The organism is Streptococcus sp. CF8_St5-11, from assembly GCF_024295625.1.
In the GTDB taxonomy this organism is placed as follows: Bacteria; Bacillota; Bacilli; order Lactobacillales; family Streptococcaceae; genus Streptococcus.
On the sequence record NZ_JANCOJ010000004.1, the window covers coordinates 15,436 to 39,310 of the forward strand.

At 43.0% G+C, this 23,875-nt stretch carries 21 protein-coding genes; 18 read left to right on the top strand and 3 right to left on the bottom strand.

Annotation, left to right across the window (positions count from 1 at the left end; translation table 11 throughout):
• The first annotated feature begins 6 nt into the window (after nt 1–6).
• The 4 genes from purF (at nt 7) to purH (ending at nt 4,855) form a co-directional block, all read left to right on the top strand.
• Nucleotides 7–1,446, top strand: a complete 1,440-nt coding sequence (gene purF / locus NMM13_RS08195; RefSeq protein WP_003009289.1) for an amidophosphoribosyltransferase — start codon at nt 7–9, stop codon at nt 1,444–1,446.
• 30 nt (nt 1,447–1,476) lie between these two features.
• Complete coding sequence (gene purM, locus NMM13_RS08200; protein ID WP_031574112.1) at nt 1,477–2,499, top strand: phosphoribosylformylglycinamidine cyclo-ligase; 1,023 nt, start codon at nt 1,477–1,479, stop codon at nt 2,497–2,499.
• 184 nt (nt 2,500–2,683) lie between these two features.
• Nucleotides 2,684–3,232, top strand: coding sequence for a phosphoribosylglycinamide formyltransferase (purN, locus tag NMM13_RS08205; protein WP_134974859.1), 549 nt, complete (start codon nt 2,684–2,686; stop codon nt 3,230–3,232).
• A 75-nt stretch (nt 3,233–3,307) separates the two neighbouring features.
• Nucleotides 3,308–4,855: a bifunctional phosphoribosylaminoimidazolecarboxamide formyltransferase/IMP cyclohydrolase gene (gene purH, locus NMM13_RS08210; protein ID WP_254728426.1), complete on the top strand. Its 1,548-nt coding sequence runs from the start codon at nt 3,308–3,310 to the stop codon at nt 4,853–4,855.
• Between the two features lie 53 nt (nt 4,856–4,908).
• Here the strand turns inward: purH and NMM13_RS08215 are convergent, their stop codons facing one another.
• Nucleotides 4,909–5,928, bottom strand: a complete 1,020-nt coding sequence (locus tag NMM13_RS08215; protein ID WP_155168309.1) for a GBS Bsp-like repeat-containing protein — start codon at nt 5,926–5,928, stop codon at nt 4,909–4,911.
• 182 nt (nt 5,929–6,110) lie between these two features.
• On the opposite strand from NMM13_RS08215, the gene purD reads away from it, so the two are divergent.
• The 7 genes from purD (at nt 6,111) to purB (ending at nt 13,794) form a co-directional block, all read left to right on the top strand.
• Nucleotides 6,111–7,376 carry a phosphoribosylamine--glycine ligase gene (gene purD / locus NMM13_RS08220; protein WP_254728427.1) on the top strand — a complete coding sequence of 422 codons (1,266 nt, stop codon included), beginning with the start codon at nt 6,111–6,113 and terminating at the stop codon, nt 7,374–7,376.
• Nucleotides 7,377–7,574: 198 nt separating this feature from the next.
• Nucleotides 7,575–8,063 carry a 5-(carboxyamino)imidazole ribonucleotide mutase gene (gene purE / locus NMM13_RS08225; RefSeq protein ID WP_254728428.1) on the top strand — a complete coding sequence of 163 codons (489 nt, stop codon included), beginning with the start codon at nt 7,575–7,577 and terminating at the stop codon, nt 8,061–8,063.
• The gene (gene purK, locus NMM13_RS08230; RefSeq protein WP_254728429.1) at nt 8,050–9,141 is read left to right on the top strand and encodes a 5-(carboxyamino)imidazole ribonucleotide synthase; all 1,092 of its coding nucleotides are present in this window, start codon (nt 8,050–8,052) and stop codon (nt 9,139–9,141) included. Before purE ends, purK begins: the two co-directional genes overlap by 14 nt.
• Nucleotides 9,142–10,092, top strand: a complete 951-nt coding sequence (locus NMM13_RS08235) for a 2-dehydropantoate 2-reductase N-terminal domain-containing protein (protein WP_254728430.1) — start codon at nt 9,142–9,144, stop codon at nt 10,090–10,092.
• 8 nt (nt 10,093–10,100) lie between these two features.
• On the top strand, nt 10,101–10,328 hold the full coding sequence (locus NMM13_RS08240; protein ID WP_254728431.1) for a phosphoribosylaminoimidazole carboxylase: 228 nt from the start codon (nt 10,101–10,103) through the stop codon (nt 10,326–10,328).
• A gap of 345 nt (nt 10,329–10,673) precedes the next feature.
• Nucleotides 10,674–12,473, top strand: coding sequence for an RNA-directed DNA polymerase (locus NMM13_RS08245; RefSeq protein ID WP_254728432.1), 1,800 nt, complete (start codon nt 10,674–10,676; stop codon nt 12,471–12,473).
• A 22-nt stretch (nt 12,474–12,495) separates the two neighbouring features.
• Nucleotides 12,496–13,794: an adenylosuccinate lyase gene (gene purB / locus NMM13_RS08250; RefSeq protein WP_003013885.1), complete on the top strand. Its 1,299-nt coding sequence runs from the start codon at nt 12,496–12,498 to the stop codon at nt 13,792–13,794.
• Between the two features lie 334 nt (nt 13,795–14,128).
• On the opposite strand, the gene NMM13_RS08255 is transcribed toward purB, so the two are convergent.
• A complete protein-coding gene (locus tag NMM13_RS08255) occupies nt 14,129–14,845 on the bottom strand; it encodes a GntR family transcriptional regulator (protein ID WP_031572835.1) in 717 nt (238 codons plus the stop codon).
• Nucleotides 14,846–14,977: 132 nt separating this feature from the next.
• Between NMM13_RS08255 and NMM13_RS08260 the strand changes: the two genes are divergently transcribed.
• The 7 genes from NMM13_RS08260 (at nt 14,978) to NMM13_RS08290 (ending at nt 21,775) form a co-directional block, all read left to right on the top strand.
• Nucleotides 14,978–16,765, top strand: a complete 1,788-nt coding sequence (locus NMM13_RS08260) for a beta-galactosidase family protein (RefSeq protein ID WP_254728433.1) — start codon at nt 14,978–14,980, stop codon at nt 16,763–16,765.
• Nucleotides 16,762–17,238 (top strand): PTS system mannose/fructose/N-acetylgalactosamine-transporter subunit IIB, encoded by a 477-nt coding sequence (locus NMM13_RS08265; protein ID WP_003009322.1) that lies wholly within the window; start codon nt 16,762–16,764, stop codon nt 17,236–17,238. The genes NMM13_RS08260 and NMM13_RS08265 overlap by 4 nt, the downstream gene beginning before the upstream one ends.
• Nucleotides 17,239–17,264: 26 nt before the next feature.
• Nucleotides 17,265–18,179 (top strand): PTS mannose/fructose/sorbose/N-acetylgalactosamine transporter subunit IIC, encoded by a 915-nt coding sequence (locus NMM13_RS08270; protein WP_049483971.1) that lies wholly within the window; start codon nt 17,265–17,267, stop codon nt 18,177–18,179.
• On the top strand, nt 18,166–18,984 hold the full coding sequence (locus NMM13_RS08275; RefSeq protein ID WP_023920055.1) for a PTS system mannose/fructose/sorbose family transporter subunit IID: 819 nt from the start codon (nt 18,166–18,168) through the stop codon (nt 18,982–18,984). Before NMM13_RS08270 ends, NMM13_RS08275 begins: the two co-directional genes overlap by 14 nt.
• An 11-nt stretch (nt 18,985–18,995) precedes the next feature.
• Entirely contained in the window at nt 18,996–19,400 is a 405-nt protein-coding gene (locus NMM13_RS08280; RefSeq protein ID WP_003009328.1) for a PTS sugar transporter subunit IIA, read from the top strand.
• An 83-nt stretch (nt 19,401–19,483) separates the two neighbouring features.
• Nucleotides 19,484–20,653: an SIS domain-containing protein gene (locus tag NMM13_RS08285; protein ID WP_254728434.1), complete on the top strand. Its 1,170-nt coding sequence runs from the start codon at nt 19,484–19,486 to the stop codon at nt 20,651–20,653.
• A gap of 81 nt (nt 20,654–20,734) precedes the next feature.
• Nucleotides 20,735–21,775 carry an aldose epimerase family protein gene (locus tag NMM13_RS08290; RefSeq protein WP_254728435.1) on the top strand — a complete coding sequence of 347 codons (1,041 nt, stop codon included), beginning with the start codon at nt 20,735–20,737 and terminating at the stop codon, nt 21,773–21,775.
• 494 nt (nt 21,776–22,269) lie between these two features.
• Here the strand turns inward: NMM13_RS08290 and NMM13_RS08295 are convergent, their stop codons facing one another.
• Complete coding sequence (locus tag NMM13_RS08295; RefSeq protein WP_254728436.1) at nt 22,270–23,577, bottom strand: hypothetical protein; 1,308 nt, start codon at nt 23,575–23,577, stop codon at nt 22,270–22,272.
• Nucleotides 23,578–23,875 lie beyond the last annotated feature (298 nt).

Sequence of the window (23,875 nt, forward strand, 5' to 3'; positions counted from 1 at the left end):
TACAAAATGACATACGAAGTTAAATCTCTTAATGAAGAATGTGGTATTTTTGGGATCTGGGGACACCCAGATGCTGCAAAACTGACTTATTTCGGATTACACAGTCTTCAACACCGTGGTCAAGAAGGGGCGGGGATCCTTTCGAATGATGCGGGTCAACTAAAACGGTATCGTGATACGGGTCTTCTCTCAGAAGTATTTCGAAATCCTGCTAACTTGGATAAGTTAACAGGAACGGGAGCGATTGGCCATGTTCGCTATGCGACAGCTGGGGAAGCTTCGGTGGATAACATCCAGCCCTTCCTCTTTCGCTTTCATGATACCCAGTTTGGACTAGCCCACAACGGGAATTTGACCAATGCTAAGTCCCTCAAACGGGAGTTGGAAAATAACGGAGCGATCTTTAGCTCAACTTCTGATTCAGAAATCTTGGCCCACTTGATTCGTCGGAGCCACAACCCTTCTTTCATGGGTAAGGTGAAAGAAGCCTTGAATACGGTGAAAGGTGGATTTGCTTACCTTCTCATGCTGGAAGATAAGCTGATTGCCGCCTTGGATCCAAATGGTTTCCGTCCTCTTTCGATTGGGAAAATGGCCAACGGAGCTATCGTGGTTTCATCTGAAACCTGTGCCTTTGAAGTGGTTGGAGCAGAGTGGATTCGGGATGTAAATCCGGGTGAAGTCGTGATCATCGATGATAACGGCATCACTTACGATAACTATACAACGGACACCCAATTGGCTGTTTGCTCAATGGAGTATATCTACTTTGCCCGCCCAGACTCCAATATCCAAGGGGTCAATGTCCATACAGCCCGTAAACGTATGGGGGCTCAATTGGCACGTGAATTCAAACATGAAGCAGATATTGTGGTCGGTGTACCTAATTCATCACTTAGCGCAGCCATGGGATTTGCGGAAGAATCTGGCCTACCAAATGAAATGGGCTTGATTAAAAACCAATATACCCAACGGACCTTTATTCAACCAACACAAGAACTACGGGAGCAAGGGGTTCGGATGAAGCTCTCTGCCGTATCCGGTGTCGTGAAAGGCAAACGGGTTGTCATGATTGATGATTCTATCGTACGTGGGACAACATCACGTCGAATTGTGAAGTTATTGAAAGAAGCAGGAGCTACAGAGGTCCACGTAGCAATCGGTAGCCCAGCCCTTGCCTACCCATGTTTCTACGGGATCGATATTCAAACACGTAAGGAATTGATTGCTGCCAATCATACAGTAGAGGAAACACGCGATATCATTGGTGCAGATAGCTTGACGTATTTGTCAATCGATGGCTTGATTGATTCTATTGGAATCGATACAGATGCCCCCAATGGCGGTCTTTGTGTGGCTTACTTTGATGGAAAATATCCAACGCCTTTGTATGACTACGAAGAACGCTATGTGGAAAGTTTGAAAGAACATACTTCTTTCTATTAAGAGCAGTGCAAAAGAAAAGGAATGAAACAAATGACAAATAAAAATGCGTATGCACAGTCTGGTGTGGATGTTGAAGCGGGTTATGAAGTTGTTGAACGGATCAAAAAACACGTTGCTCGTACGGAACGTGCTGGTGTCATGGGAGCTCTTGGTGGTTTCGGTGGCATGTTTGATCTTTCAAAAACAGGTGTCAAAGAGCCTGTTTTGATCTCAGGTACAGATGGTGTTGGTACTAAGCTGATGCTTGCCATCAAGTACGACAAACACGATACGATCGGTCAAGACTGTGTGGCCATGTGTGTTAACGATATCATCGCTGCAGGTGCGGAGCCCCTTTACTTCCTTGACTATATCGCAACTGGTAAAAATGAACCTGCTAAATTAGAGCAAGTCGTTGCTGGTGTTGCAGAAGGTTGTGTGCAGGCTGGTGCAGCCCTTATCGGTGGAGAAACGGCTGAAATGCCTGGTATGTATGGTGAAGATGACTATGATTTGGCTGGGTTTGCTGTCGGTGTTGCAGAAAAATCTCAAATCATTGACGGTTCAAAAGTAGCTGAAGGGGATGTGATTCTTGGACTTGCTTCAAGCGGTATCCACTCAAATGGTTACTCACTTGTTCGTCGTGTCTTTGCGGATTACACAGGTGAAGAAGTTCTCCCAGAATTGGAAGGGAAGAAACTTAAAGACGTTCTTTTGGAGCCAACTCGTATCTACGTCAAAGCAGCATTGCCACTCATCAAAGAAGAATTGGTCAACGGAATTGCCCACATCACAGGTGGTGGTTTCATCGAAAATGTACCACGTATGTTCTCAGATGACTTAGCTGCTGAAATTGACGAAAGCAAAGTCCCAGTTCTTCCAATTTTCAAAGCCCTTGAAAAATATGGCCAAATCAAACATGAAGAAATGTTTGAAATCTTCAACATGGGAATTGGTCTCATGCTTGCAGTGAAGCCAGAAAATGTCGAACGTGTCAAAGAACTTCTTGACGAACCTGTTTATGAAATTGGTCGTATTGTGAAGAAAGATGGCGCAAGTGTGGTGATTAAATAATGGTGAGGTCACCATTTTGTGCGGAGAAATTGTAGAAAGGAGTGTTTAGTTAGCAAGCCTAACTGAACACGGGACTCATTTTCTAGGAAAAAAGAGAAATCATTTTGTGGGCAAGCACCCAGCAATGATTTCCTATTTTTCTACGAAACTGTTCGGCTAGCCGAAACGTCCCTTTGTATCGAATATGAAAATTGCTGTTTTTGCCTCTGGCAACGGCTCAAACTTTCAGGTGATTGCGGAACAATTTCCAGTAGAATTTGTCTTTTCAGATCACCGGGATGCCTATGTCTTAGAACGTGCCAAAAATCTTGGTGTGGTGAGTCATGCCTTTGAACTCAAGGAATTTGACAATAAAGCATCTTATGAAGAAGCTATCGTCAAACTTTTGGATGAGCACCAGATTGACCTAGTTTGTTTGGCGGGTTATATGAAAATCGTTGGTCCAACCTTGCTAGCAGCTTATGAAGGCCGTATCATCAATATTCATCCGGCTTATCTCCCTGAATTTCCAGGTGCTCATGGTATTGAGGATGCTTGGAATGCAGGTGTTGCTGAGAGCGGTGTGACTATCCATTGGGTGGATTCTGGTGTTGATACCGGTAAGGTTATTCAGCAAGTCCGTGTGCCACGCCTTGAAGGGGATACCCTTGATACTTTTGAAACTCGAATCCACGAAACAGAGTACAAACTCTATCCAGAAGTCTTGGAACGTTTGGGAGTAGCACGAAAATAAGGAAGCCATTGATCGGAAAAAACATTTTCGACTGTAGCTGATAAAGAACTTTTTTAAAAAAGGAAAAGAAAGAAAATGACTAAACGCGCACTAATTAGTGTTTCAGACAAAGCGGGCATTGTTGAATTTGCCCAAGAACTCAAAAAACTCGGTTGGGACATTATCTCAACAGGTGGTACTAAAGTTGCCCTTGATAATGCTGGAGTAGACACTATTGCCATTGACGATGTGACTGGTTTCCCAGAAATGATGGACGGTCGTGTGAAGACTCTCCACCCAAATATCCACGGTGGTCTCCTCGCTCGTCGTGACCTCGATAGCCACCTAGAGGCTGCTAAGGACAACAAGATTGAATTGATCGACCTTGTGGTGGTAAACCTTTACCCATTCAAGGAAACCATTCTTAAACCAGACGTGACTTACGCGGATGCGGTTGAAAATATCGATATTGGTGGGCCATCTATGCTTCGTTCAGCAGCTAAAAACCACGCTAGCGTAACAGTTGTGGTAGACCCTGCTGACTATGTTGTGGTTTTGGACGAATTGGCAGCCAACGGCGAAACAAGTTACGAAACTCGCCAACGTTTGGCAGCGAAAGTCTTCCGCCACACAGCAGCCTATGATGCTTTGATCGCAGAATACTTCACTGCTCAAGTGGGTGAAGAAAAACCTGAAAAACTCACATTGACTTATGATCTTAAGCAACCAATGCGTTACGGTGAAAACCCTCAACAAGACGCAGACTTCTATCAAAAAGCTTTGCCAACGGATTACTCCATCGCTTCAGCGAAACAGTTGAACGGGAAAGAATTGTCCTTCAACAATATCCGTGACGCTGATGCGGCTATCCGGATCATCCGTGATTTCAAAGACCGTCCAACTGTTGTGGCTCTTAAACACATGAACCCATGTGGGATCGGTCAAGCTGACGACATCGAGACTGCCTGGGACTACGCTTATGAGTCTGACCCAGTATCCATCTTTGGTGGTATTGTCGTTCTCAACCGTGAAGTAGACGCTGCGACAGCTAAGAAAATGCACGGTGTCTTCCTTGAAATCATCATTGCACCAAGCTACACAGACGAAGCGCTTGAAATCTTGACAACTAAGAAGAAAAACTTGCGGATCCTTGAGCTGCCATTTGACGCTCAAGATGCTAGTGAAGTGGAAGCAGAATACACTGGTGTTGTTGGTGGTCTCCTCGTTCAAAACCAAGACGTGGTGAAAGAAAGTCCAGCTGACTGGCAAGTGGTGACGAAACGCCAACCAACTGAGACAGAAGCGACAGCTCTTGAGTTTGCTTGGAAGGCGATCAAGTACGTCAAATCAAATGGGATCATCGTGACCAATGACCACATGACCCTTGGGGTTGGCCCAGGTCAAACCAATCGTGTGGCATCTGTCCGCATCGCTATTGACCAAGCCAAAGACCGTCTTGATGGTGCTGTTCTTGCTTCAGATGCCTTCTTCCCATTTGCAGATAATGTGGAAGAAATCGCTAAAGCAGGGATTAATGCGATCATCCAGCCAGGTGGATCAGTTCGTGACCAAGAGTCAATCGAAGCGGCTGATAAATACGGCTTGACCATGATCTTCACAGGAGTGAGACATTTTAGACATTAATCAAAAAAGGCACGCATCAATGGATGGTGCCTTTTTTGTTGGTTAAGAAGACCTTAATCTGGGTAGATGTAGGTGACGGTTCCCCAGATAGGGTTGGTCGGATCGAACCAACCGCGGAAGTTGTCGATATAGCGATGGCCGTTGTAGTTAGCCTCTTGGATCTGAATTTTTTGGTCATGTTCGACGTCCGTAACCAAGGCGACATGGCCATATCCTCCATTGTCCCAACAGGCGATAGCGCCGACCTCTGGAGTGTCTCCTGTCCGGAATCCAGCAGCGCGTGCACTAGTTGCCCACATGCCACCGTCTCCCCACCAGTTGTGGGCCCAAGGGGCTAATTCTTTGGCTCCCCAGGTGCACTCACCAATGGGATAGGTGTTTCCCGGATGTGTTGCGAGTGGAGTGAGCTTTAGCTTTGCCTTTTCTACTTGAAATGTAGTGGGGAATAGCCCCTTTAATTGTCCCTGGCTTTTCTGGTATACGTGGAGATGAAATAGACCACTTCCCTTGTGTTTTTGAGCCTGAAAGCGAAGTTGGAAATGTCCAGGTGCAATCTTCTTTGCGGGATACCAGACCAGATCATCCTGCCCATTTTCTTCAGACCAGATGGGGAAGACAATTTCGTCAACGTCTTCGAATAACTTCAGGTCTACCTCAAATTCTTGTGAGGAGATGGGTGTAATCGTGATTTTGGGCTGGGAAGAAGCCAGGTCTTTTTGCTGGACGCTGGTCGTGAGAGGGTAAAGACCGGTTAACTGTTCATTTGCCTCCACCCCATAGACATGGACATGATAAAGTCCGGCTTGATCAGAATGGTTGGTCAATGGCACTTGTAGGTCAAATCCCTTGTCACTGCGTTGCACAGGATACCAAATCAGGTCATCTTGACCATTTTGGTCAGACCAGACGGGAACTTGGATCTTTTGATATTTATCCGGGACGTTTCCAAGATGAATCATCAGCTGCCCTTTTTCGGCATAGATAGCATTGGTCGCTTGATCTGCATGAGCAATAGAGGCTTGCATCCCCCATGTCGCACAAGTCAGTACGACAAATTTTTTGATTGTTTGCATAATACTCCTTTTCGTCAATTAGTAGGTCTCACCTATACTATTCGGAAAAAAATGAGAAATAGGAGAAAATAGCAAAAAATGTTTGGATTCTACTGAAAATAGGAGACTTTTGCTGAAATCATTAGAATAAAACGAACGATTATGATATAATTTAATAAAATAATTCGCAAAAGAGGTTCGAGATGAAACTTTTGGTTGTTGGATCTGGCGGTCGTGAGCATGCGATTGCTAAGAAATTGTTGGAGTCTACAGACGTTGAGCAGGTTTTTGTGGCTCCTGGTAATGACGGGATGCGATTAGATGGTCTGGATTTGATCAATATCGGAATTTCCGAACATTCTAAGCTGATTGACTTCGCAAAAGTCAACGATATTGCTTGGACCTTTATCGGTCCAGATGATGCCCTTGCGGCGGGGATCGTGGATGACTTCAATGCAGCTGGTCTCAAGGCTTTTGGTCCGACCAAGGCTGCAGCTGAGCTGGAGTGGTCTAAGGATTTTGCTAAGGAAATCATGGTCAAATATGACGTTCCGACAGCAGCCTATGGAACCTTTTCAGATTTCGAGGAAGCCAAGGCCTACATCGAGGGAAAAGGTGCTCCAATCGTCGTCAAGGCAGACGGCTTGGCCCTTGGGAAAGGTGTCGTCGTTGCGGAGACAGTTGAGCAAGCAGTTGAAGCTGCTCACGAGATGCTTTTGGACAATAAATTCGGTGATTCAGGTGCGCGTGTGGTCATCGAGGAATTCCTTGACGGGGAAGAGTTCTCTCTCTTTGCCTTTGTTAATGGGGACAAGTTCTACATCATGCCAACGGCTCAGGACCACAAACGTGCCTACGATGGTGACAAGGGTCCTAACACTGGTGGGATGGGTGCCTATGCGCCAGTTCCTCACTTACCACAGAGCGTGGTTGACACAGCGGTTGACACCATTGTCAAGCCAGTTCTTGAAGGCATGATTAAAGAAGGTCGTCCGTACCTTGGTGTCCTTTACGCGGGACTTATCTTGACAGCTGACGGCCCTAAAGTCATCGAGTTCAACTCACGTTTTGGCGATCCTGAAACGCAAATCATCTTGCCTCGTTTGACATCTGACTTTGCGCAAAACATCACTGACATTTTGGATGGCAAAGAGCCAGCCATCACTTGGACGGACAAGGGTGTGACATTGGGCGTAGTTGTAGCCTCAAACGGTTACCCACTGGCTTATGAGAAGGGTGTCAAACTTCCAGCCAAGACAGAGGGCGACATCATCACTTACTATGCTGGTGCTAAATTCGCTGAAAATGGCCAAGACCTCCTCTCAAACGGCGGACGTGTCTACATGCTGGTTACCACAGCAGACACCGTCAAAGACGGCCAAAACATTATCTACAAGGAACTCGATAAACAAAACACAGAAGGCCTGTTCTATCGTACGGATATCGGTAGCAAGGCGATAAAAGATTAACAGATACTAACTTTGTCATGGCGAGCGAAAGCGAGCCGAACTAAGATAATGGTCGCCGTGGTGAAAAGACCAGAACAGCATCTGTTCTGGTCGGGGGAAACTTTGAGACCTTAGGCTCAAAGTTTAGGAATGAAACCGAAGGTTTGCTTCCGTCCCCACCACCTAAGACCATTATCAAAAAAAGAAAAAGGATTAAAAATGAAACCAGTAATTTCCATAATCATGGGCTCAAAATCCGACTGGGCAACCATGCAAAAAGCTGCTGAAGTCCTCGACAACTTCGGCGTCGCTTACGAAAAGAAAGTTGTTTCCGCCCATCGGACGCCTGACCTCATGTTCAAACACGCCGAAGAAGCACGTAGCCGTGGCATCAAGGTCATCATCGCGGGTGCGGGTGGCGCAGCTCACTTGCCAGGGATGGTCGCAGCTAAAACGACCCTTCCGGTTATCGGTGTACCCGTCAAGTCTCGTGCCCTTAGCGGTGTGGATTCACTTTATTCCATCGTTCAGATGCCAGGTGGGGTACCTGTCGCAACCATGGCGATCGGTGAAGCTGGAGCGACTAACGCGGCCCTCTTTGCCCTTCGTCTTCTTTCAGTAGAGGACCAGGTTATTGCGACAGCGTTAGCGGATTTCGCAGAAGAACAAGGAAAAATCGCAGAGGAGTCTACAAATGAGCTCAACTAAAACCATTGGGATCATCGGTGGTGGCCAGCTCGGTCAGATGATGGCGATCTCAGCTATCTACATGGGACACAAGGTTATCGCCTTGGATCCAGCAGCGGATTGCCCAGCCTCCCGTGTGGCGGAAATCGTCATGGCTCCTTACGACGACGTGGATGCTCTTCGTCAGTTGGCAGATCGCTGTGATGTTCTCACTTATGAATTTGAAAATGTCGATGCTGACGGTTTGGATGCTGTTATCAAAGATGGTCAGCTTCCTCAAGGGACCGACCTGCTTCGCATCTCCCAAAATCGCATTTTTGAGAAGGACTTTCTTTCCAACAAGGCCCAAGTCACTGTAGCACCATATAAGGTCGTGACCTCTAGCAAAGACTTGTCAGATATCGACCTCTCGAAAAACTATGTCCTCAAGACAGCGACTGGTGGTTACGATGGTCATGGACAAAAGGTTATTCGTTCAGAAGCAGACTTGGAAGAAGCCTATGCGCTAGCTGATTCAGCAGACTGTGTCTTGGAAGAATTTGTCAACTTCGACCTTGAAATCTCCATTATCGTGTCTGGAAATGGCAAGGACGTGACAGTCTTCCCCGTTCAGGAAAATATCCACCGCAACAACATTCTTTCAAAAACCATTGTGCCCGCTCGCATTTCAGAAAGTCTAGCTGAAAAAGCCAGAGCTATGGCAGTGCGAATTGCTGAACAACTCAACCTTTCTGGAACGCTATGTGTAGAAATGTTTGCAACCGCTGATGACATCATTGTCAACGAAATCGCGCCACGTCCCCACAATTCAGGGCACTACTCGATTGAAGCCTGCGACTTCTCCCAGTTTGATACTCATATCTTGGGCGTTCTCGGAGCACCACTCCCAGCAATCCACCTTCATGCGCCTGCTGTCATGCTTAATGTACTCGGCCAACACGTCGAAGCTGCTGAAACATATGTGACAGAAAATCCAAGCGCTCACCTCCACTTATATGGTAAACTAGAAGCAAAGCACAACCGCAAAATGGGGCATGTGACCTTGTTTAGTGATGAACCAGATAATGTGGTTGAATTTGGGAAAGGGATTGATTTTTAAGTGAAAATAGCGATTCTAGGACTTGGAGTCATCGGGACCACTTATGCCTACGCCTTTCAAAAAGCAGGCCATCAAGTGGAACACGTACTGAGAGATAGTAAGAAAAGCACTGCTCCGAAGGAGTTGTCGGTTGATCTACTAGATGGTCGCTATCATTCCAAAGGTGAAAACAAACACGACACCTATGAGGTTCGTGTGGCAGAAGCTGATTCAGAATATGATTTTATTCTTCTGAGTGTGCGTCATGGGCTTGTCAAAGAAGCTGTGGAGACCTTGCGAAAAAATAATATCAAAGGCACTCTTGTTTTCTTCTGTAATTTCTGGGATACTCGAAAAGAGGTCCAAGAGTGGGCAGGGGATTATGACTATATTCTGGCCTTTCCGACAGCGGGCGGTCACATGCAAGAGGGCCATTTGAATGGTGTCTTGTTCGACCATTTAATGCTAGAAGGTGAGCAAAAAGCACACATTTCTAACTATGCTGATCTGACGACTTTGCTGGCTTCTGCAGATTTGAAGTGGGAAGTGCCTCATGATATGGTTGAGTGGATTTGGATTCACATGGCGATTAATGCGGGTGTCACTTCGACAGCTGCGCGTTCGGGAAATTTGGAAAACCCAGAAGAATTGGCTTTAAACTTGATGAATAGTTCATCGGAATTGTCATTGGCCATCAAGGCCATTCGAGAAGCCTTGAAAGTCGTAGAAGCGCGTGGCGTGAATTTGAAGCTTTATAAGGCAGAACTCTTACCCTACAAAATTCCGGCTTGGATAGCCGGCAAAGCCATGAAAGTCATGTTTGCGAAAAATGAGCTGACTCGAAAAATTATGACTTTGCACAATGATAAACAGGACATCTTCTATTGTTGTCAAAGCGTTTATCATACTGGTCAAGAGTTAGGTGTCAAGATGCCTATTCTGGAAGCAAACATGAAGGGCATTTCGCTTTAGGAGGTTTTATGATTCAACTCATTGTCAATGCTTTTGTTGAGAAGGACAAGACAGGAGCAGTCGTCGAAGTCTTGTATGCTAGTAGCGATCACGAAAAAGTGAAAGCTAAGTATGAAGAGCTGACTGCTCAATATCCTGAAAACTATTTAGCTGTCTATGATGTCCCACTGGATACGGATTTGAATACATTCGATCACTATCCATCTGTGTGGATCGGGAAAGAAGAATTTGAGTAAAGCGCCAGTCGGTTGCTAACTGATGTGAAACATCAAAAAATAGAAATTAATAACAAGAAAGAAAAGGACTCCAGGTTCCGCCAATTTGAATTTGGATGTCCAATCTTTGATAAAATAATAGAACCAAAGTAACCAGAGCACTCGTATTCAAGCTGATTGTCGGGAATACATTTATCCCCAATATCGCATCTGATAGATGCTATGTTACTGAAAACTCAAGTAATATGTTTATTTCTATGATAAACTAGGATATGCTACAATAACAAGATGTGTTATGTGACTTTGTTTAGTGGTGAACCGGATAAGATTAAGGAATTATAGAGAGTTATACAAAGGTATAAGTTAATGGATAGAGCTAGACTTAGCAAAGATATTGAAGTGTTATTTGAACAATTTGCATCGACTAAATTGCCACCTGTTTTAAATAATTTTAAACATGCTAGAAAAGTTTTGTACAGAATGTACAAGAATAGGATTGATATATTTGAAGTACAAAATGATTTAGTAACAATAAATTTTAATAGAATAAAAAAACCGAACTATATATTTCATAAAGGGTCTGAGCCAATTAAATATTTTGCTTTTAAAAATGATATGAGCAAAAGAGGAATGGCTATTCCGAATCCAATTTTATATTTTTCTTTTGTTTACAATATAATAACAATTGATAGAATTTGGTTAGAAGATTTTTACTCTGATAATCAAAATAAGGTTATTTTATTTCATTCTAATTCGCCAATACTTGGGAGAGAACACATATTATCCTTTGAATATGATGAACAAGGATTTGGAAGAGATATAGAAAAGCTGGCAGGTTTTACAAATGAAATAGATCCAAATAAAAATAGGTCATATAAAATCAATGAAGAGAAGACAATTAGTCTGGAAGGAAGTAATCCTATTTTTTTAAAGACGGATATCGAAAATTATTTTGATAATATTTATACTCATTATTTAGATTTATCTCAAAAAAAACCGTATGTAGATTATTGTGATGCAGAACCTAGATTAAAAAATTTTTTTACATTTTTAGATTCTTATAATATGTCTCAAAACGAAAACCACACGAAGGGAATTTTACAAGGTCCAATATCTTCTACAATTAGTTCAGAATTTTTAGGGATAGCTATTGATAGTATGTTATCGGATAAGCATAAAGATTTTGTGAGATATGTTGATGACTTTACATTTTTTGGTAAAGATAGATCAAAAGTGGAAGAAATCTTAGAAGATTTTGATAAGATACTTAGGGTTTTTAGTTTGCGAAGAAAACAGGAAAAAACTAAGGTTGAGAAAGGTTTTCCTTCTAGTAGTGGTGCTAATATAAATGAATTGTTTTTAAATGTGAAATTTTTAAAAGGGAAAGCTGATTTAAAACGCAAAGATATAATAGAATTAAGAGAATATCTAAGTAAACTATCAAATGAAGGAAATATTCCTCAAATCAGGGCTTCATTAACGATGTGCAAAAAATATATAGATAAAGTTTATAAAAATTGTAAGATCAATCAAAAACAATCTATATTTATAATTCCTATGTTGTTAAAAGTAGCTTATACTGCTCCAGTTGTTACCACTCATGTTTATCGATTAATAGATACAATTTTATCAATGTCGGAAGACAAGGAGACAGAAGCAATAGTCGGTATTCTAATTGACAATATAGATTACGTTGATAAATATTTTTCGGAAACAGATTTGCAAATATGGCATTATTATATAATTTCTAAATATGCAAAAAGCTCAATCAGGAGTTGCGTTTTAAGAAGGGTTATAGCTAATGTTGAGCGACAAACTTCCACCATTGATTCTTTAGTACTATCATTCTTTATAAAAAATAATTTTTCAGAAAATAAAAAAGTGTATGATTTGATGAAAAAAATATATTCAGAAGAAAATGGTACAGACTTTAGTCGTAGATTTTGTATGACAGGAATAGGGTGCTCTCGATGGTGGATACTTTTTATAGAATTAATTAAATATTTTAGGAATCCATCCATATATCAAAAATTTATGAATGATCCAAATCGAAGACAAGAATTTTTAAATTATAGAAATGATATCACAGACTACATTGGGACAAGGTGTAATCCTAAGTATGGAGAACTTGGAATAGTTTTTAATTTAGTTAGTGATATTAGATGATTCGTTTATAAGGAGAAACAAAATGATCGAACGTTACTCTCGCCCAGAAATGGCGAACATTTGGACTGAAGAAAATAAATACCGTGCTTGGCTTGAGGTGGAAATCTTGGCTGATGAAGCATGGGCTGAATTGGGAGAAATCCCTAAGGAAGATGTGGCTTTGATTCGCGAAAAAGCGGACTTTGACATCGACCGTATTTTGGAAATCGAGCAGCAAACTCGTCACGATGTGGTGGCCTTCACACGTGCGGTTTCTGAAACGCTTGGTGAAGAGCGCAAGTGGGTTCATTATGGTTTGACTTCTACTGACGTGGTAGACACGGCCTATGGTTACCTATACAAACAAGCCAACGACATCATCCGCAAGGACCTTGAAAACTTCCTCAACATCATCGCTGACAAAGCCAAAGAACACAAGTTCACTATCATGATGGGTCGTACCCACGGTGTGCACGCTGAGCCGACAACATTTGGTTTGAAATTGGCGACTTGGTACAGCGAAATGAAGCGCAACATCGAGCGTTTCGAGCATGCGGCTGCTGGCGTGGAAGCTGGTAAGATTTCTGGTGCGGTTGGGAACTTTGCCAACATCCCACCATTCGTTGAAAAATACGTCTGCGATAAATTGGGTATCCGTGCTCAAGAAATCTCTACACAGGTCCTTCCTCGTGACCTTCATGCTGAGTACTTTGCAGTTCTTGCGAGCATCGCAACTTCTATCGAGCGGATGGCAACTGAAATCCGTGGTCTTCAAAAATCTGAACAACGTGAAGTGGAAGAATTCTTTGCCAAAGGTCAAAAAGGATCTTCAGCAATGCCTCACAAACGGAATCCTATCGGTTCTGAAAACATGACCGGTCTTGCGCGTGTGATCCGTGGTCACATGGTCACAGCTTATGAAAACGTAGCCCTTTGGCATGAACGTGATATCTCTCACTCATCAGCTGAGCGTATCATTGCACCAGACACAACCATCTTGATTGACTACATGCTCAACCGTTTCGGAAATATCGTTAAGAACTTGACGGTCTTCCCAGAAAACATGATCCGCAACATGAACTCTACATTTGGTTTGATCTTCAGCCAACGTGCGATGTTGACTTTGATTGAAAAAGGCATGACACGTGAGCAAGCTTACGACCTTGTTCAACCGAAGACTGCTCAATCATGGGATAACCAAGTAGACTTCAAACCACTTCTTGAAGCAGATCCAGAAGTGACTTCTCGTCTCACTCAAGAAGAAATCGACGAAATCTTCAACCCAACTTACTACACCAAACGGGTGGATGAAATCTTCGAACGCATCGGTTTGGGTGACTAATCGCAACGAAAAAGGGAATTTGAAAAATAGACGAAAGAGGCTGGGCAAAAACTGTCCAGCCTTTGATGTTTGATAAGACTAACTGCAAGACGCAGTGGTTGATTGGTATCTTTGTTCGCTTATGAAGCTCCAAAGATGACCTAATCAACTGTGCGGGGGTGGGGAAGACGAACTCTTTTTAACTAGTCGGAGTTCTTTCCCACTCCCTTTTTAAACTTTTTATAGCTAAACTATCACTAATTATATATATTTTTAAAGAGGTCTTTAGAAATCGTTTTCAACATGCTATACTGGAGCTATAAAAAAGACCGAGATGTCTCAGTCTTTTTGGTTCTTAGTGATCGCGGTCACAGGAGATGAACTTGATCTTGTAGTAGTCACCGCGTTTATAGGTTTCCGTGTATTCAAGGATTTGGCCAGTCGCTTCTAGCTTGGTCGTCTTCACTTGTTTGACCGTTGGGAAATTTTCGTCGATCTTCAATACTTTAGCAACCTTGCTTGGTGTAGGAAAGACGATTTCGTTGACTTCTTCGAAGTGCTCATCATTCATATGAATGTGATAGTCTTCTTTGAAGCGATCATAGATAGAGCTGTAGTATTCCAAATTTGGATAGTTTGGATTGATGTATTGTTCAGGAATATAGGTTTGGTGGAAGATATAGGTATCATCCCCTGTCTGGCGAGTCCGTTCGATCTTATAGTAGAACTGCGTTGGGTTGAGGCCTAGTTTGTCTAGGATGCTCAAGGTATTTCCACGTTTAATAGAGAGAACTTTGACTTTGGCCTTTTGGATTGGGAAGGTTTCAACATCTGAAAATTCTACCAGTTTGTGTTTTCGAGCACGAGAAACAAAGGTTCCCTTTCCTTGCTGACGGACAATGTAGCCATCGGCGGCGAGGTCGTTCAAAGCACGGACAACGGTGATAGAGCTGACATCATAAATTTTGATGAGTTCAGCTTCCGTATAAAATTTATCTCCATTTTCAAATTTTCCGGAGATAATTTGCTGCTTCAATTCATCTTTGATGTGTTGGTACTTTGGAATTGCCATAGTGCTACCTCTCTTTAGATTTCTCTTATTTAACCCTATTTTAACATATTTTTTATAAAAGTGTTGACATTTTTTAAATAATTTATTATATTAATAAATGAAAAGGGTTACATATAAGAAAGGGGGGCGTTTATGGGAGTTTTTGAGATTCGCGATGCTTTCTATTTAAAAGGTCAACCCTTCAAGATTTTGTCCGGAGCGATCCATTATTTCCGAATTGACCCAGCAGACTGGTATCATTCCTTGTATAATCTAAAGGCTTTGGGGTTTAACACGGTTGAGACCTATGTCCCTTGGAATGCGCATGAACCCCGCAAAGGGCAGTTTGACTTTAGTGGTCGATTGGATCTAGAGCGTTTCATTCAAACCGCCCAATCCCTTGGACTTTACATGATTGTAAGGCCGTCGCCCTTTATCTGTGCAGAGTGGGAATTTGGTGGATTACCAGCCTGGCTCTTAGAAGAAGACCTGCGAATCCGCTCATCAGACCCAGCCTTTATCGAAGCAGTGGATCGTTATTATGATCGCTTGCTTGGCTTGTTGACACCCTACCAAGTGGATCAGGGTGGTCCAATCCTCATGATGCAGGTGGAAAATGAGTACGGCTCTTATGGAGAGGATAAGGATTATCTTCGTGCCATTCGGGATTTGATGAAGGAAAAAGGCGTGACCTGTCCTCTCTTTACATCAGATGGACCATGGCGAGCAACGCTAAGAACAGGAACCTTGATCGAAGAAGACCTCTTTGTGACGGGAAACTTCGGTTCCAAAGCAGCCTATAACTTCGGTCAGATGAAAGAATTCTTTGACGAATACGGCAAGAAATGGCCCTTGATGTGTATGGAATTCTGGGATGGCTGGTTTACCCGCTGGAAGGAACCCGTGATTCAAAGGGACCCAGAGGAGTTGGCAGAAGCTGTCCATGAGGTCTTGGAGCTTGGTTCCATCAACCTCTATATGTTTCATGGCGGAACCAATTTTGGCTTCATGAATGGTTGCTCAGCTCGGGGAACGCTAGACTTGCCACAGGTAACTTCCTATGACTATGGGGCTTTGCTCAATGAACAGGGCAATCCGACGGAGAAGTATTATGTCATTCAAAAAATGATGGCGACCTATTATCCGGAATACCCACAGCAAGAACCACTCATCAAAGAGTGTTTGCCAGAACAAACCTTGCAATTGGCAGCCAAGACTAGTCTTTTTGGGAATCTGGACAATCTGGCTCAGGTTGAGACCAGCCTTTATCCTGAAAAGATGGAAGAGTTGGGGCAAACCACAGGTTATCTCCTATATGAGACAGACCTTGAGTTGGATGCGGAAGAAGAAAAACTGCGCATCATTGATGGCCGGGATCGGGTACAGATTTACCTAGATGATCAACATGTAGCAACGCAATACCAAACAGAGATCGGTGAAGATCTTTTTATCAAAGGAAAAAAGAAAGCGGTTACGAATTTAAAAATCTTGCTTGAGAATATGGGCCGTGTCAACTATGGGCACAAGCTCTTGGCTGATAGCCAGCACAAGGGCATTCGCACAGGTGTCTGTGTGGATTTGCATTTCCACCTTCATTGGAAGCAGTACCCACTGGATTTACAAGATCTCAGTCAGCTCGATTTTTCAAAGGAATGGCAGGCAGGTGCTCCAGCATTTTACCGATATGATTTTCAGCTGGACCACACCCTTGACACTTATCTGGATATGACAGGATTTGGGAAAGGGGTCGTCTTTGTCAATGGCCATAACCTTGGCCGCTTCTGGGAGGTCGGACCGACCACTTCACTTTATGTGCCTCATGGTTTCCTCAAAGAAGGAGCCAATAGCCTGATCGTCTTTGAGACAGAAGGGCGTTACCAAGAGACACTTCAACTTGTTCAACAACCTACATTCAAAGAAGTAAAGGGGGAAAACTTATGACTATTGTAGGATGCCGTATCGATGGACGTTTGATCCACGGGCAGGTAGCCAATCTTTGGACTACCAAACTAAATGTTTCACGTATCATGGTGATCGATGATGAAGTCGCTCAAAATGATATTGAAAAAAGTGGCTTGAAACTAGCGACACCACCTGGTGTTAAGCTCAGTATCTTGCCAGTCGCAAAGGCTGCGGAAAATATCTTGGCTGGAAAATATGATAGCCAACGACTCTTTATCGTAGCTCGCAAACCTGATCGTTTCCTTCGTTTGATCGAAGCAGGCGTTCAGCTTGAAACGCTGAATGTCGGCAATATGTCTCAATCTGATGAGACACGTGCGATTACCCGCTCGATCAATGTGGTGGACGCGGACGTGGAAGACTTCAACAAGATCCACGAAAAAGGTGTAAAGATTACGTCTCAGATGGTGCCAAACGACACTGCAGAAGACTTTATGAAGTTATTAAAGTAAAAGAAAATTTTTAGGAGGAAATTGTCATGATACAATGGTGGCAAATTTTACTACTTACTTTGTACTCAGCTTATCAAATCTGTGATGAGTTGACGATTGTTTCATCAGCAGGATCACCAGTCTTTGCTGGTTTCATTACAGGACTTGTCATGGGGGATTTAAAGACAGGTCTATTTATCGGAGCTTCTCTTCAATTGACAGTGCTCGGTGTAGGTACTTTCGGTGGAGCTTCTCGTATTGACGCAACATCTGGTGCCGTTCTTGCGACTGCCTTCTCAGTAGCAAAAGGGATTGATCCAGAGATTGCTATTGCTACAATCGCTGTGCCGGTAGCAACTTTGTTGACCTACTTTGATATTCTTGGTCGTATGACTACAACTTACTTCGCTCACCGTGTAGATGCTGCGATCGAACGTTACGACTATAAAGGAATTGAACGCAACTACCTTCTTGGTGCTGTTCCTTGGGCTCTTTCTCGTGCCCTTCCAGTCTTCTTCGCGCTTGCCTTTGGTGGTTCTTTCGTAGAAACTGTTGTTACAGGTCTTGCTAATGTACAATGGTTGGCAAACGGTCTGAAACTTGCAGGTCAAATGCTTCCAGGTCTTGGATTTGCGATCTTGCTTCGTTACCTTCCTGTTCGTCGTAACCTTCACTACTTAGCACTTGGCTTTGGCTTAACAGCAATGTTGACAGTGCTTTATAGCAATGTTCAAAGCCTTGGTGCTGCAGTGTCTAGCATTGTTGGTTCTGATGTGTTCGCTAAACTTCCAAAAGAACAAGCTATTACTTTTGTTAACAACTTCAAGAGTGTATCTATGATTGGTATTGCCATTATCGGTATCTTCCTTGCAGTACAACACTTCAAAAACAGTCAACGTACAGTCGTAGCTGCTCCAGCAAGCAATGTAGAAAGCGGGGAAATTGAAGATGACGAATTCTAATTACAAACTAACAAAAGAAGATTTTAAACAAATCAACAAACGTAGCCTCTTCACCTTCCAATTGGGTTGGAACTACGAACGGATGCAGGCTTCTGGTTACCTTTATATGCTTTTACCTCAGTTGCGTAAAATGTATGGTGATGGCACTCCAGAATTGAAAGAAATGATGAAATTGCATACGCAATTCTTCAATACTTCACCATTCTTCCACACCATTATCACTGGTTTTGACCTTGCTCTGGAAGAAAAAGATGGTGTCAAATCAAAAGATGCGGTGAACGGGATCAAGACAGGTCTCATGGGACCATTCGCTCCTCTTGGGGACTCAATCTTTGGATCATTGGTACCAGCTATTATGGGTTCAATCGCAGCAACTTTGGCTATTGCAGGAAACCCAGCCGGTATCTTCTTGTGGATCGCTGTGGCAGTTGCTTATGACATTTTCCGTTGGAAACAGTTGGAATTTGCCTATAAAGAAGGGGTTAACCTCATCAACAATATGCAAAGTACCTTGACAGCTTTGATCGACGCAGCTGCCGTTCTGGGTATCTTCATGGTTGGTGCCTTGATTGCCAGCATGATTGGTGTTGAAGTTTCTTGGACTCCACACATTGGGGACAAAGCGATTGAAATTCAAGATATGCTCAACCTTATCTTCCCACGTTTGGTACCAGCTATCATCACAGGTGTAATCTACTGGTTGCTTGGACGTAAGGGTATGAACTCTACAAAAGCTATCTTGCTCATCATCCTTGCAGCAATCGCATTCTCAGCATTTGGCCACTTCTTCTTTGGAATGGCATAATGGAGTAAGGTATGGCAAAAGAGTTAGTATTGGTCAGCCATGGTCGCTTTTGTGAAGAGCTCAAAGCGAGCACAGAGATGATTATGGGACCACAAGAATCCATCCATACGGTTGCACTCTTACCAGAAGAAGGACCAGAAGACTTTACTGCTAAATTAGAAGCAACAGTCCAAGGTCTAGAAGACTATATTGTATTTGCCGATCTCTTGGGAGGAACTCCTTGCAACACCGTGAGCCGCTTGATCCTTGAAGGACGTGCGATTGACTTATACGCAGGGATGAATCTTCCGATGGTTATCGAATTCATCAATAGTAGCCTGACTGGTAATGAAGGGGACTACCCTGAACGTGCAAAAGAAAGTATTGTCAAGGTCAATGACCTCTTGTCAAACCTTGATGATGATGAAGATGAGTAGGTTGGTATGGGAGTCTGGGAGCATCATCTCAGGCTCCTTTCCCATTTATCAACGTTAGATTGTAGAAAGGAACAACAGTTTCTATGTTAGACTATACAAAAGAAGACTTGCAGGAGCTAGGAGCAGAGATCACAACACGTGAGATTTACCAACAACCAAGTGTTTGGAAAAAAACGGCTCGCTTGTACCAAGAAAGAAAAGCGGAAATCAAAGCTTTCTTAGAAAAGATTGGGCAAGAGCATGACTATATCAAGGTCATCTTGACAGGGGCAGGAACCTCAGCATATGTGGGGGATACCTTGGTTCCTTACTTGCAGGAAGTGCACGATGAACGCCACTGGAATTTTCAATCCATTGCGACGACGGATATCGTAGCTCATCCTCAAACCTATTTGAAAAAAGAGGTTCCGACGGTTTTAGTATCTTTTGCCCGGAGTGGCAATTCGCCAGAAAGTGTCGCAACCGTGCAGTTGGCCCAAGGCTTGGTCGATGAACTTTATCAGATCACCATTACCTGTGCCGAAGAAGGAAAACTGGCCCAGCAAGCCCACGGAGATGAGCGCAATCTCTTGCTCTTACAGCCGAAAGAAACCAACGATGCTGGTTTTGCCATGACCTCTAGCTTTACCTCCATGCTCTTGACAGCTCTCTTGGTCTTTGATCCAAGCGAGGAAGAGATGAAAGAAAAACGAGTAGAAGAACTGATTCATCTGTCAGAGCAAATCTTGGAGAAGGACCGTGCGGTCAAGGAAGTGGTCGATCTAGACTTTGAGCGCGTGATCTATCTGGGGGCAGGACCTTTCTTTGGTCTAGCTCATGAAGCCCAGCTCAAGATTTTGGAATTAACAGCAGGCAAAATCGCAACTATGTATGAGAGTCCTGTCGGTTTCCGTCATGGTCCAAAATCCCTCATCAATGATAAGACCCTCGTCTTGGTCTTTGGATCCATTGATCCTTATACCCGTCAGTATGATCTGGACTTGGTTCGAGAAGTTGCAGGGGATCGGATTGCCCGTCAAGTTGTCCTCTTGACCGATCAAGCTACAGGGATCGAGCATGTACGGGAAGTGTTAGTGGAATCTTCTGCAGACTCACTAGATATCTACCGTGCCTTCCCATACATTATCTATGGTCAATTGATTTCTCTCTTGACCTCACTCAAGGTGCAAAATCGCCCAGATACGCCTTCACCGACTGGTACCGTCAATCGGGTTGTGCAAGGGGTGATCATTCATCCATTTCATAAAGAATAGCCACTAATTTTCTATAAAAAGTGGAGTGTTTCTTCTTGTGAAACTGATACAATGGAGAAAAACAGTGAGAGGAGAAGGTTTGTGAAACAGTATCAAGAAAGCGTGTTTGGGGAATGGCAGAATCAAGAGGTTCGGGCTTATTGCCTCGAAAATGACAAGGGTTACCAATTATCTGTCATGACCTATGGGGCGACGATCTTAGAATACGTGACGCCTGATAAAGAAGACCAGTTTACGAATATTATTCTAGGCTTTGATCGCTTTGAGGACTATGTAGGCAATAGCCCTAAATATGGGGCTAGTATTGGTCCAGTAGCAGGTCGGATTGCAGGGGCCAGTTTTGAACTCAATGGTCAAACCTATCACTTGGAAGCTAATAACGGTGCCAACTGCAACCACAGTGGACCAACGGGTTGGGACAGTGCCTTGTTTAGCGTGGAGTCGGTAACGGATCAGGAAATCACTCTCTATACAGAACGGGCGGATGGAACCGGTGGTTTCCCTGGAAATCTCAAGATCTGGGTAACCTATGGTTTGATGGAAGATGGTGAACTCGAGATTGCTTATCGGGTAGAAACGGATCAAGATACCTTGGTCAACCCGACCAACCACAGCTATTTCAACCTATCTGGGGACTTCACCCAACCGATCAATGACCATGTCTTTCAGATCAACCATCAAGGGCTTTACCCTATCCATCCAGACGGTGTTCCTCTTCAGACCGTGGATAGAGAAAGTCCGGTTGTTCAGCATCTCTACCAAGCTATGCTCTTGGAGGATCTTTTTAAGGACTCTGATCCGCAAATCCGCCTGGTAGAAGGATTAGATCATCCATTCGCTCTTCCAGAAGGGCATGAAAATGCTGGCTTCCTTTACCATCAGCCATCTGGACGTTTCTTGACCTTCAAGTCAGAAGCCCCAGCCTTGGTGGTGTATTCAGCCAATTTCGTAGACGAAACGGTTCATCTGCAAGGCCAACCAATGGTTCAGCACAATGGCTTGGCTCTAGAATTCCAAACAGTGCCAGATGCCATTCACAGTGACCAGGCTGAAAAGGTCATCTTGAGAGCAGGTCAAGTCTTTACCAGCAAGACTAGCTACCATGCCATCGCTAAGAAATAAGGAGGAAAGGGGTGACCCAAACAAGGATGTGAAATCCTTGCTTGGGACCTCCTCTTTTTCTCGAAAAAAATTTTTTAGAAAAACTATAAGAAAAGTTTAAGCTTCCTATCGTATACTAATACCATCATCAAAGACCTCCTAACTTTGAATGATAAAACTCCTAAAACTTTTTCATAATAATCTCCCTATAAGAGCCACCAAAGCCGGTGGCTTTTTCTATGTACCTTAGCGAACGTTAGTGAGCTTAGGTACATTGATGCAGTTTGAGCGGAGCGAAAACTACGTTCCATATTCTTTACGAGCATTAGCGAGTTTAGGTACATTGACGCAGTTCGAACGCTAGTGAGAACTACGATCTTTAAAAATTTAATGAGGTGAACTCAGAGAGTTCAACCGAACCAAAGGTACCGAAGTATTTTAATAGAGCGTAAGCTCTTTATTTTTTTGCACACAAAAAAGCCCCCTTGAGAAATTCTCAAGGGGTAGTGGAATGACTACTTGCTCGTTGCATCAGACACTTTTTTGAATTTTGCTGAAATAATCGTATTTAGATTATTCCGTCCATCGCGTTGCTCAATCGTCAACGTTAAAATATCTCCATCAATAGAGTATTTATACGTAGTTTCTTTAGCGACAGGTCCAATGGACATGGTTGCAAGTTGCACAATATTGATAGCTTCTGGGAAGATAATCGTTTGGTTTGCTGTATCTAATTTACCGTTCTTCAATACAGAATGAATTTTAGCATTACCTCTATCAAATTCATAAGTTGTATTGGGCAAGTCTTTAGCGCCATCCTGTAGATTGACTGATAATTTGGTAAATTGATTTTTAATATATTCGTCTTTCGTTTGAGTCACTTTAGACGCATCTTTTTGTTTTAAGTAATCGTAGAACCTTCCAAAACCATCTGCTAGAGATACAGTATAGTCGAATTCAACAGATGTATCTGTAATGTTCAACGTTGGTTTTAAATCTTTCCATGCCTCAGGATAGATAAGCTTGATAGCCGAATCATCATTGTCAAAATCTTTAAAGGCTAAGCTACGTTCAAGAGCTGGTCGGAAGTCGATGGCTTGCCATTTTCCTTCAATTGGAACGGGGTCTTTTTGAGTAGTGCTTCCTTTACGTTTGAAGTGTAGTTCATAGTGAACTGGAAGATTATCTTTCTTCGCTTTTCCGTCAATCGTGACATAAAGCATGTCGTCTTTTAATTTGTAGTGATATGTGTTTGGCGAAACGCGATTTTCACCGAATGAGAAGAAGAATGAGTTTGCTACTGAAAGTCCTTCATCAAAGGTCATTGTTTTGGCACCTTGATCAATAGAACCCGTTGCTTCGTAGCTAAACACGCCAGTATCTTTATTCATGCTGACTTTGTATTTCTTAAAGTCGCCTGCAAATCCTTCATGAGAGTCATACATGATTTTTTTGAATTCTTCTTCAGTCTTGCCTCTAGCGTCTGTTGTGACAGTGGAGAAAGCTTTAATAAAGTTATCAATGTTATAGTCGTATTTAATCGTTGCCGTATTGTTTTCAATCTTCATGTCCATTTTGAAGTCTTTAATAGATTCAAGCAAGTGTGCAAAGTGGATTCCATGGAGGGTATAGGCTCCGATGGATTCCGTTAAAGCATCGAGAGTATCGACTAATTCCCATTCGCCATCAATCGTTTCGACTTTTGCTGTTTCTGTTTTAGCGGCATTTTTAGAGCCACTTTGTTTTTGAGAACAAGAAGCTAGTAGGAAGACTGAGAGCAGAGCAACGAATGCTAAAAATAATTTTTTATAACGTCTAATCATCGCTAGACCTCCTTAAAATAGATAATTGTATTACGCTTATATTATACGTGCAACATAATTGTTTTGCAAGGGCTTTCAAACGAATCACAATTTTGTTTTGTAACTTGACCGATTATTCAACATAAGAAACGGGAAAATTGTATGTAGCAGAGTACCCAATAGATGAGATTCTCAAGGTTTCCTAAATTATTTTTTTGCACACAAAAGAGGCTGGGACAAAAGTCCTAGCCTCTCAATTATTTTGGATTGTCGAGCAAGACGCAGTGGTTGAGTGGGCTCTACTACGCTGATTTCATCA

Bases quoted from the DNA above. Each gene is read 5' to 3' on its own strand.
- NMM13_RS08295 (WP_254728436.1), bottom strand. From the start codon at position 23,577: ATGATTAGACGTTATAAAAAATTATTTTTAGCATTCGTTGCTCTGCTC.
- NMM13_RS08260 (WP_254728433.1), top strand. From the start codon at position 14,978: ATGGGAGTTTTTGAGATTCGCGATGCTTTCTATTTAAAAGGTCAACCC.
- purK (WP_254728429.1), top strand. From the start codon at position 8,050: ATGAGCTCAACTAAAACCATTGGGATCATCGGTGGTGGCCAGCTCGGT.
- NMM13_RS08280 (WP_003009328.1), top strand. From the start codon at position 18,996: ATGGCAAAAGAGTTAGTATTGGTCAGCCATGGTCGCTTTTGTGAAGAG.
- purD (WP_254728427.1), top strand. From the start codon at position 6,111: ATGAAACTTTTGGTTGTTGGATCTGGCGGTCGTGAGCATGCGATTGCT.
- NMM13_RS08275 (WP_023920055.1), top strand. From the start codon at position 18,166: ATGACGAATTCTAATTACAAACTAACAAAAGAAGATTTTAAACAAATC.
- purB (WP_003013885.1), top strand. From the start codon at position 12,496: ATGATCGAACGTTACTCTCGCCCAGAAATGGCGAACATTTGGACTGAA.
- NMM13_RS08215 (WP_155168309.1), bottom strand. From the start codon at position 5,928: ATGCAAACAATCAAAAAATTTGTCGTACTGACTTGTGCGACATGGGGG.
- purN (WP_134974859.1), top strand. From the start codon at position 2,684: ATGAAAATTGCTGTTTTTGCCTCTGGCAACGGCTCAAACTTTCAGGTG.
- purH (WP_254728426.1), top strand. From the start codon at position 3,308: ATGACTAAACGCGCACTAATTAGTGTTTCAGACAAAGCGGGCATTGTT.
- NMM13_RS08240 (WP_254728431.1), top strand. From the start codon at position 10,101: ATGATTCAACTCATTGTCAATGCTTTTGTTGAGAAGGACAAGACAGGA.
- purE (WP_254728428.1), top strand. From the start codon at position 7,575: ATGAAACCAGTAATTTCCATAATCATGGGCTCAAAATCCGACTGGGCA.
- NMM13_RS08285 (WP_254728434.1), top strand. From the start codon at position 19,484: ATGTTAGACTATACAAAAGAAGACTTGCAGGAGCTAGGAGCAGAGATC.
- NMM13_RS08265 (WP_003009322.1), top strand. From the start codon at position 16,762: ATGACTATTGTAGGATGCCGTATCGATGGACGTTTGATCCACGGGCAG.
- NMM13_RS08270 (WP_049483971.1), top strand. From the start codon at position 17,265: ATGATACAATGGTGGCAAATTTTACTACTTACTTTGTACTCAGCTTAT.
- purF (WP_003009289.1), top strand. From the start codon at position 7: ATGACATACGAAGTTAAATCTCTTAATGAAGAATGTGGTATTTTTGGG.
- NMM13_RS08245 (WP_254728432.1), top strand. From the start codon at position 10,674: ATGGATAGAGCTAGACTTAGCAAAGATATTGAAGTGTTATTTGAACAA.
- purM (WP_031574112.1), top strand. From the start codon at position 1,477: ATGACAAATAAAAATGCGTATGCACAGTCTGGTGTGGATGTTGAAGCG.
- NMM13_RS08255 (WP_031572835.1), bottom strand. From the start codon at position 14,845: ATGGCAATTCCAAAGTACCAACACATCAAAGATGAATTGAAGCAGCAA.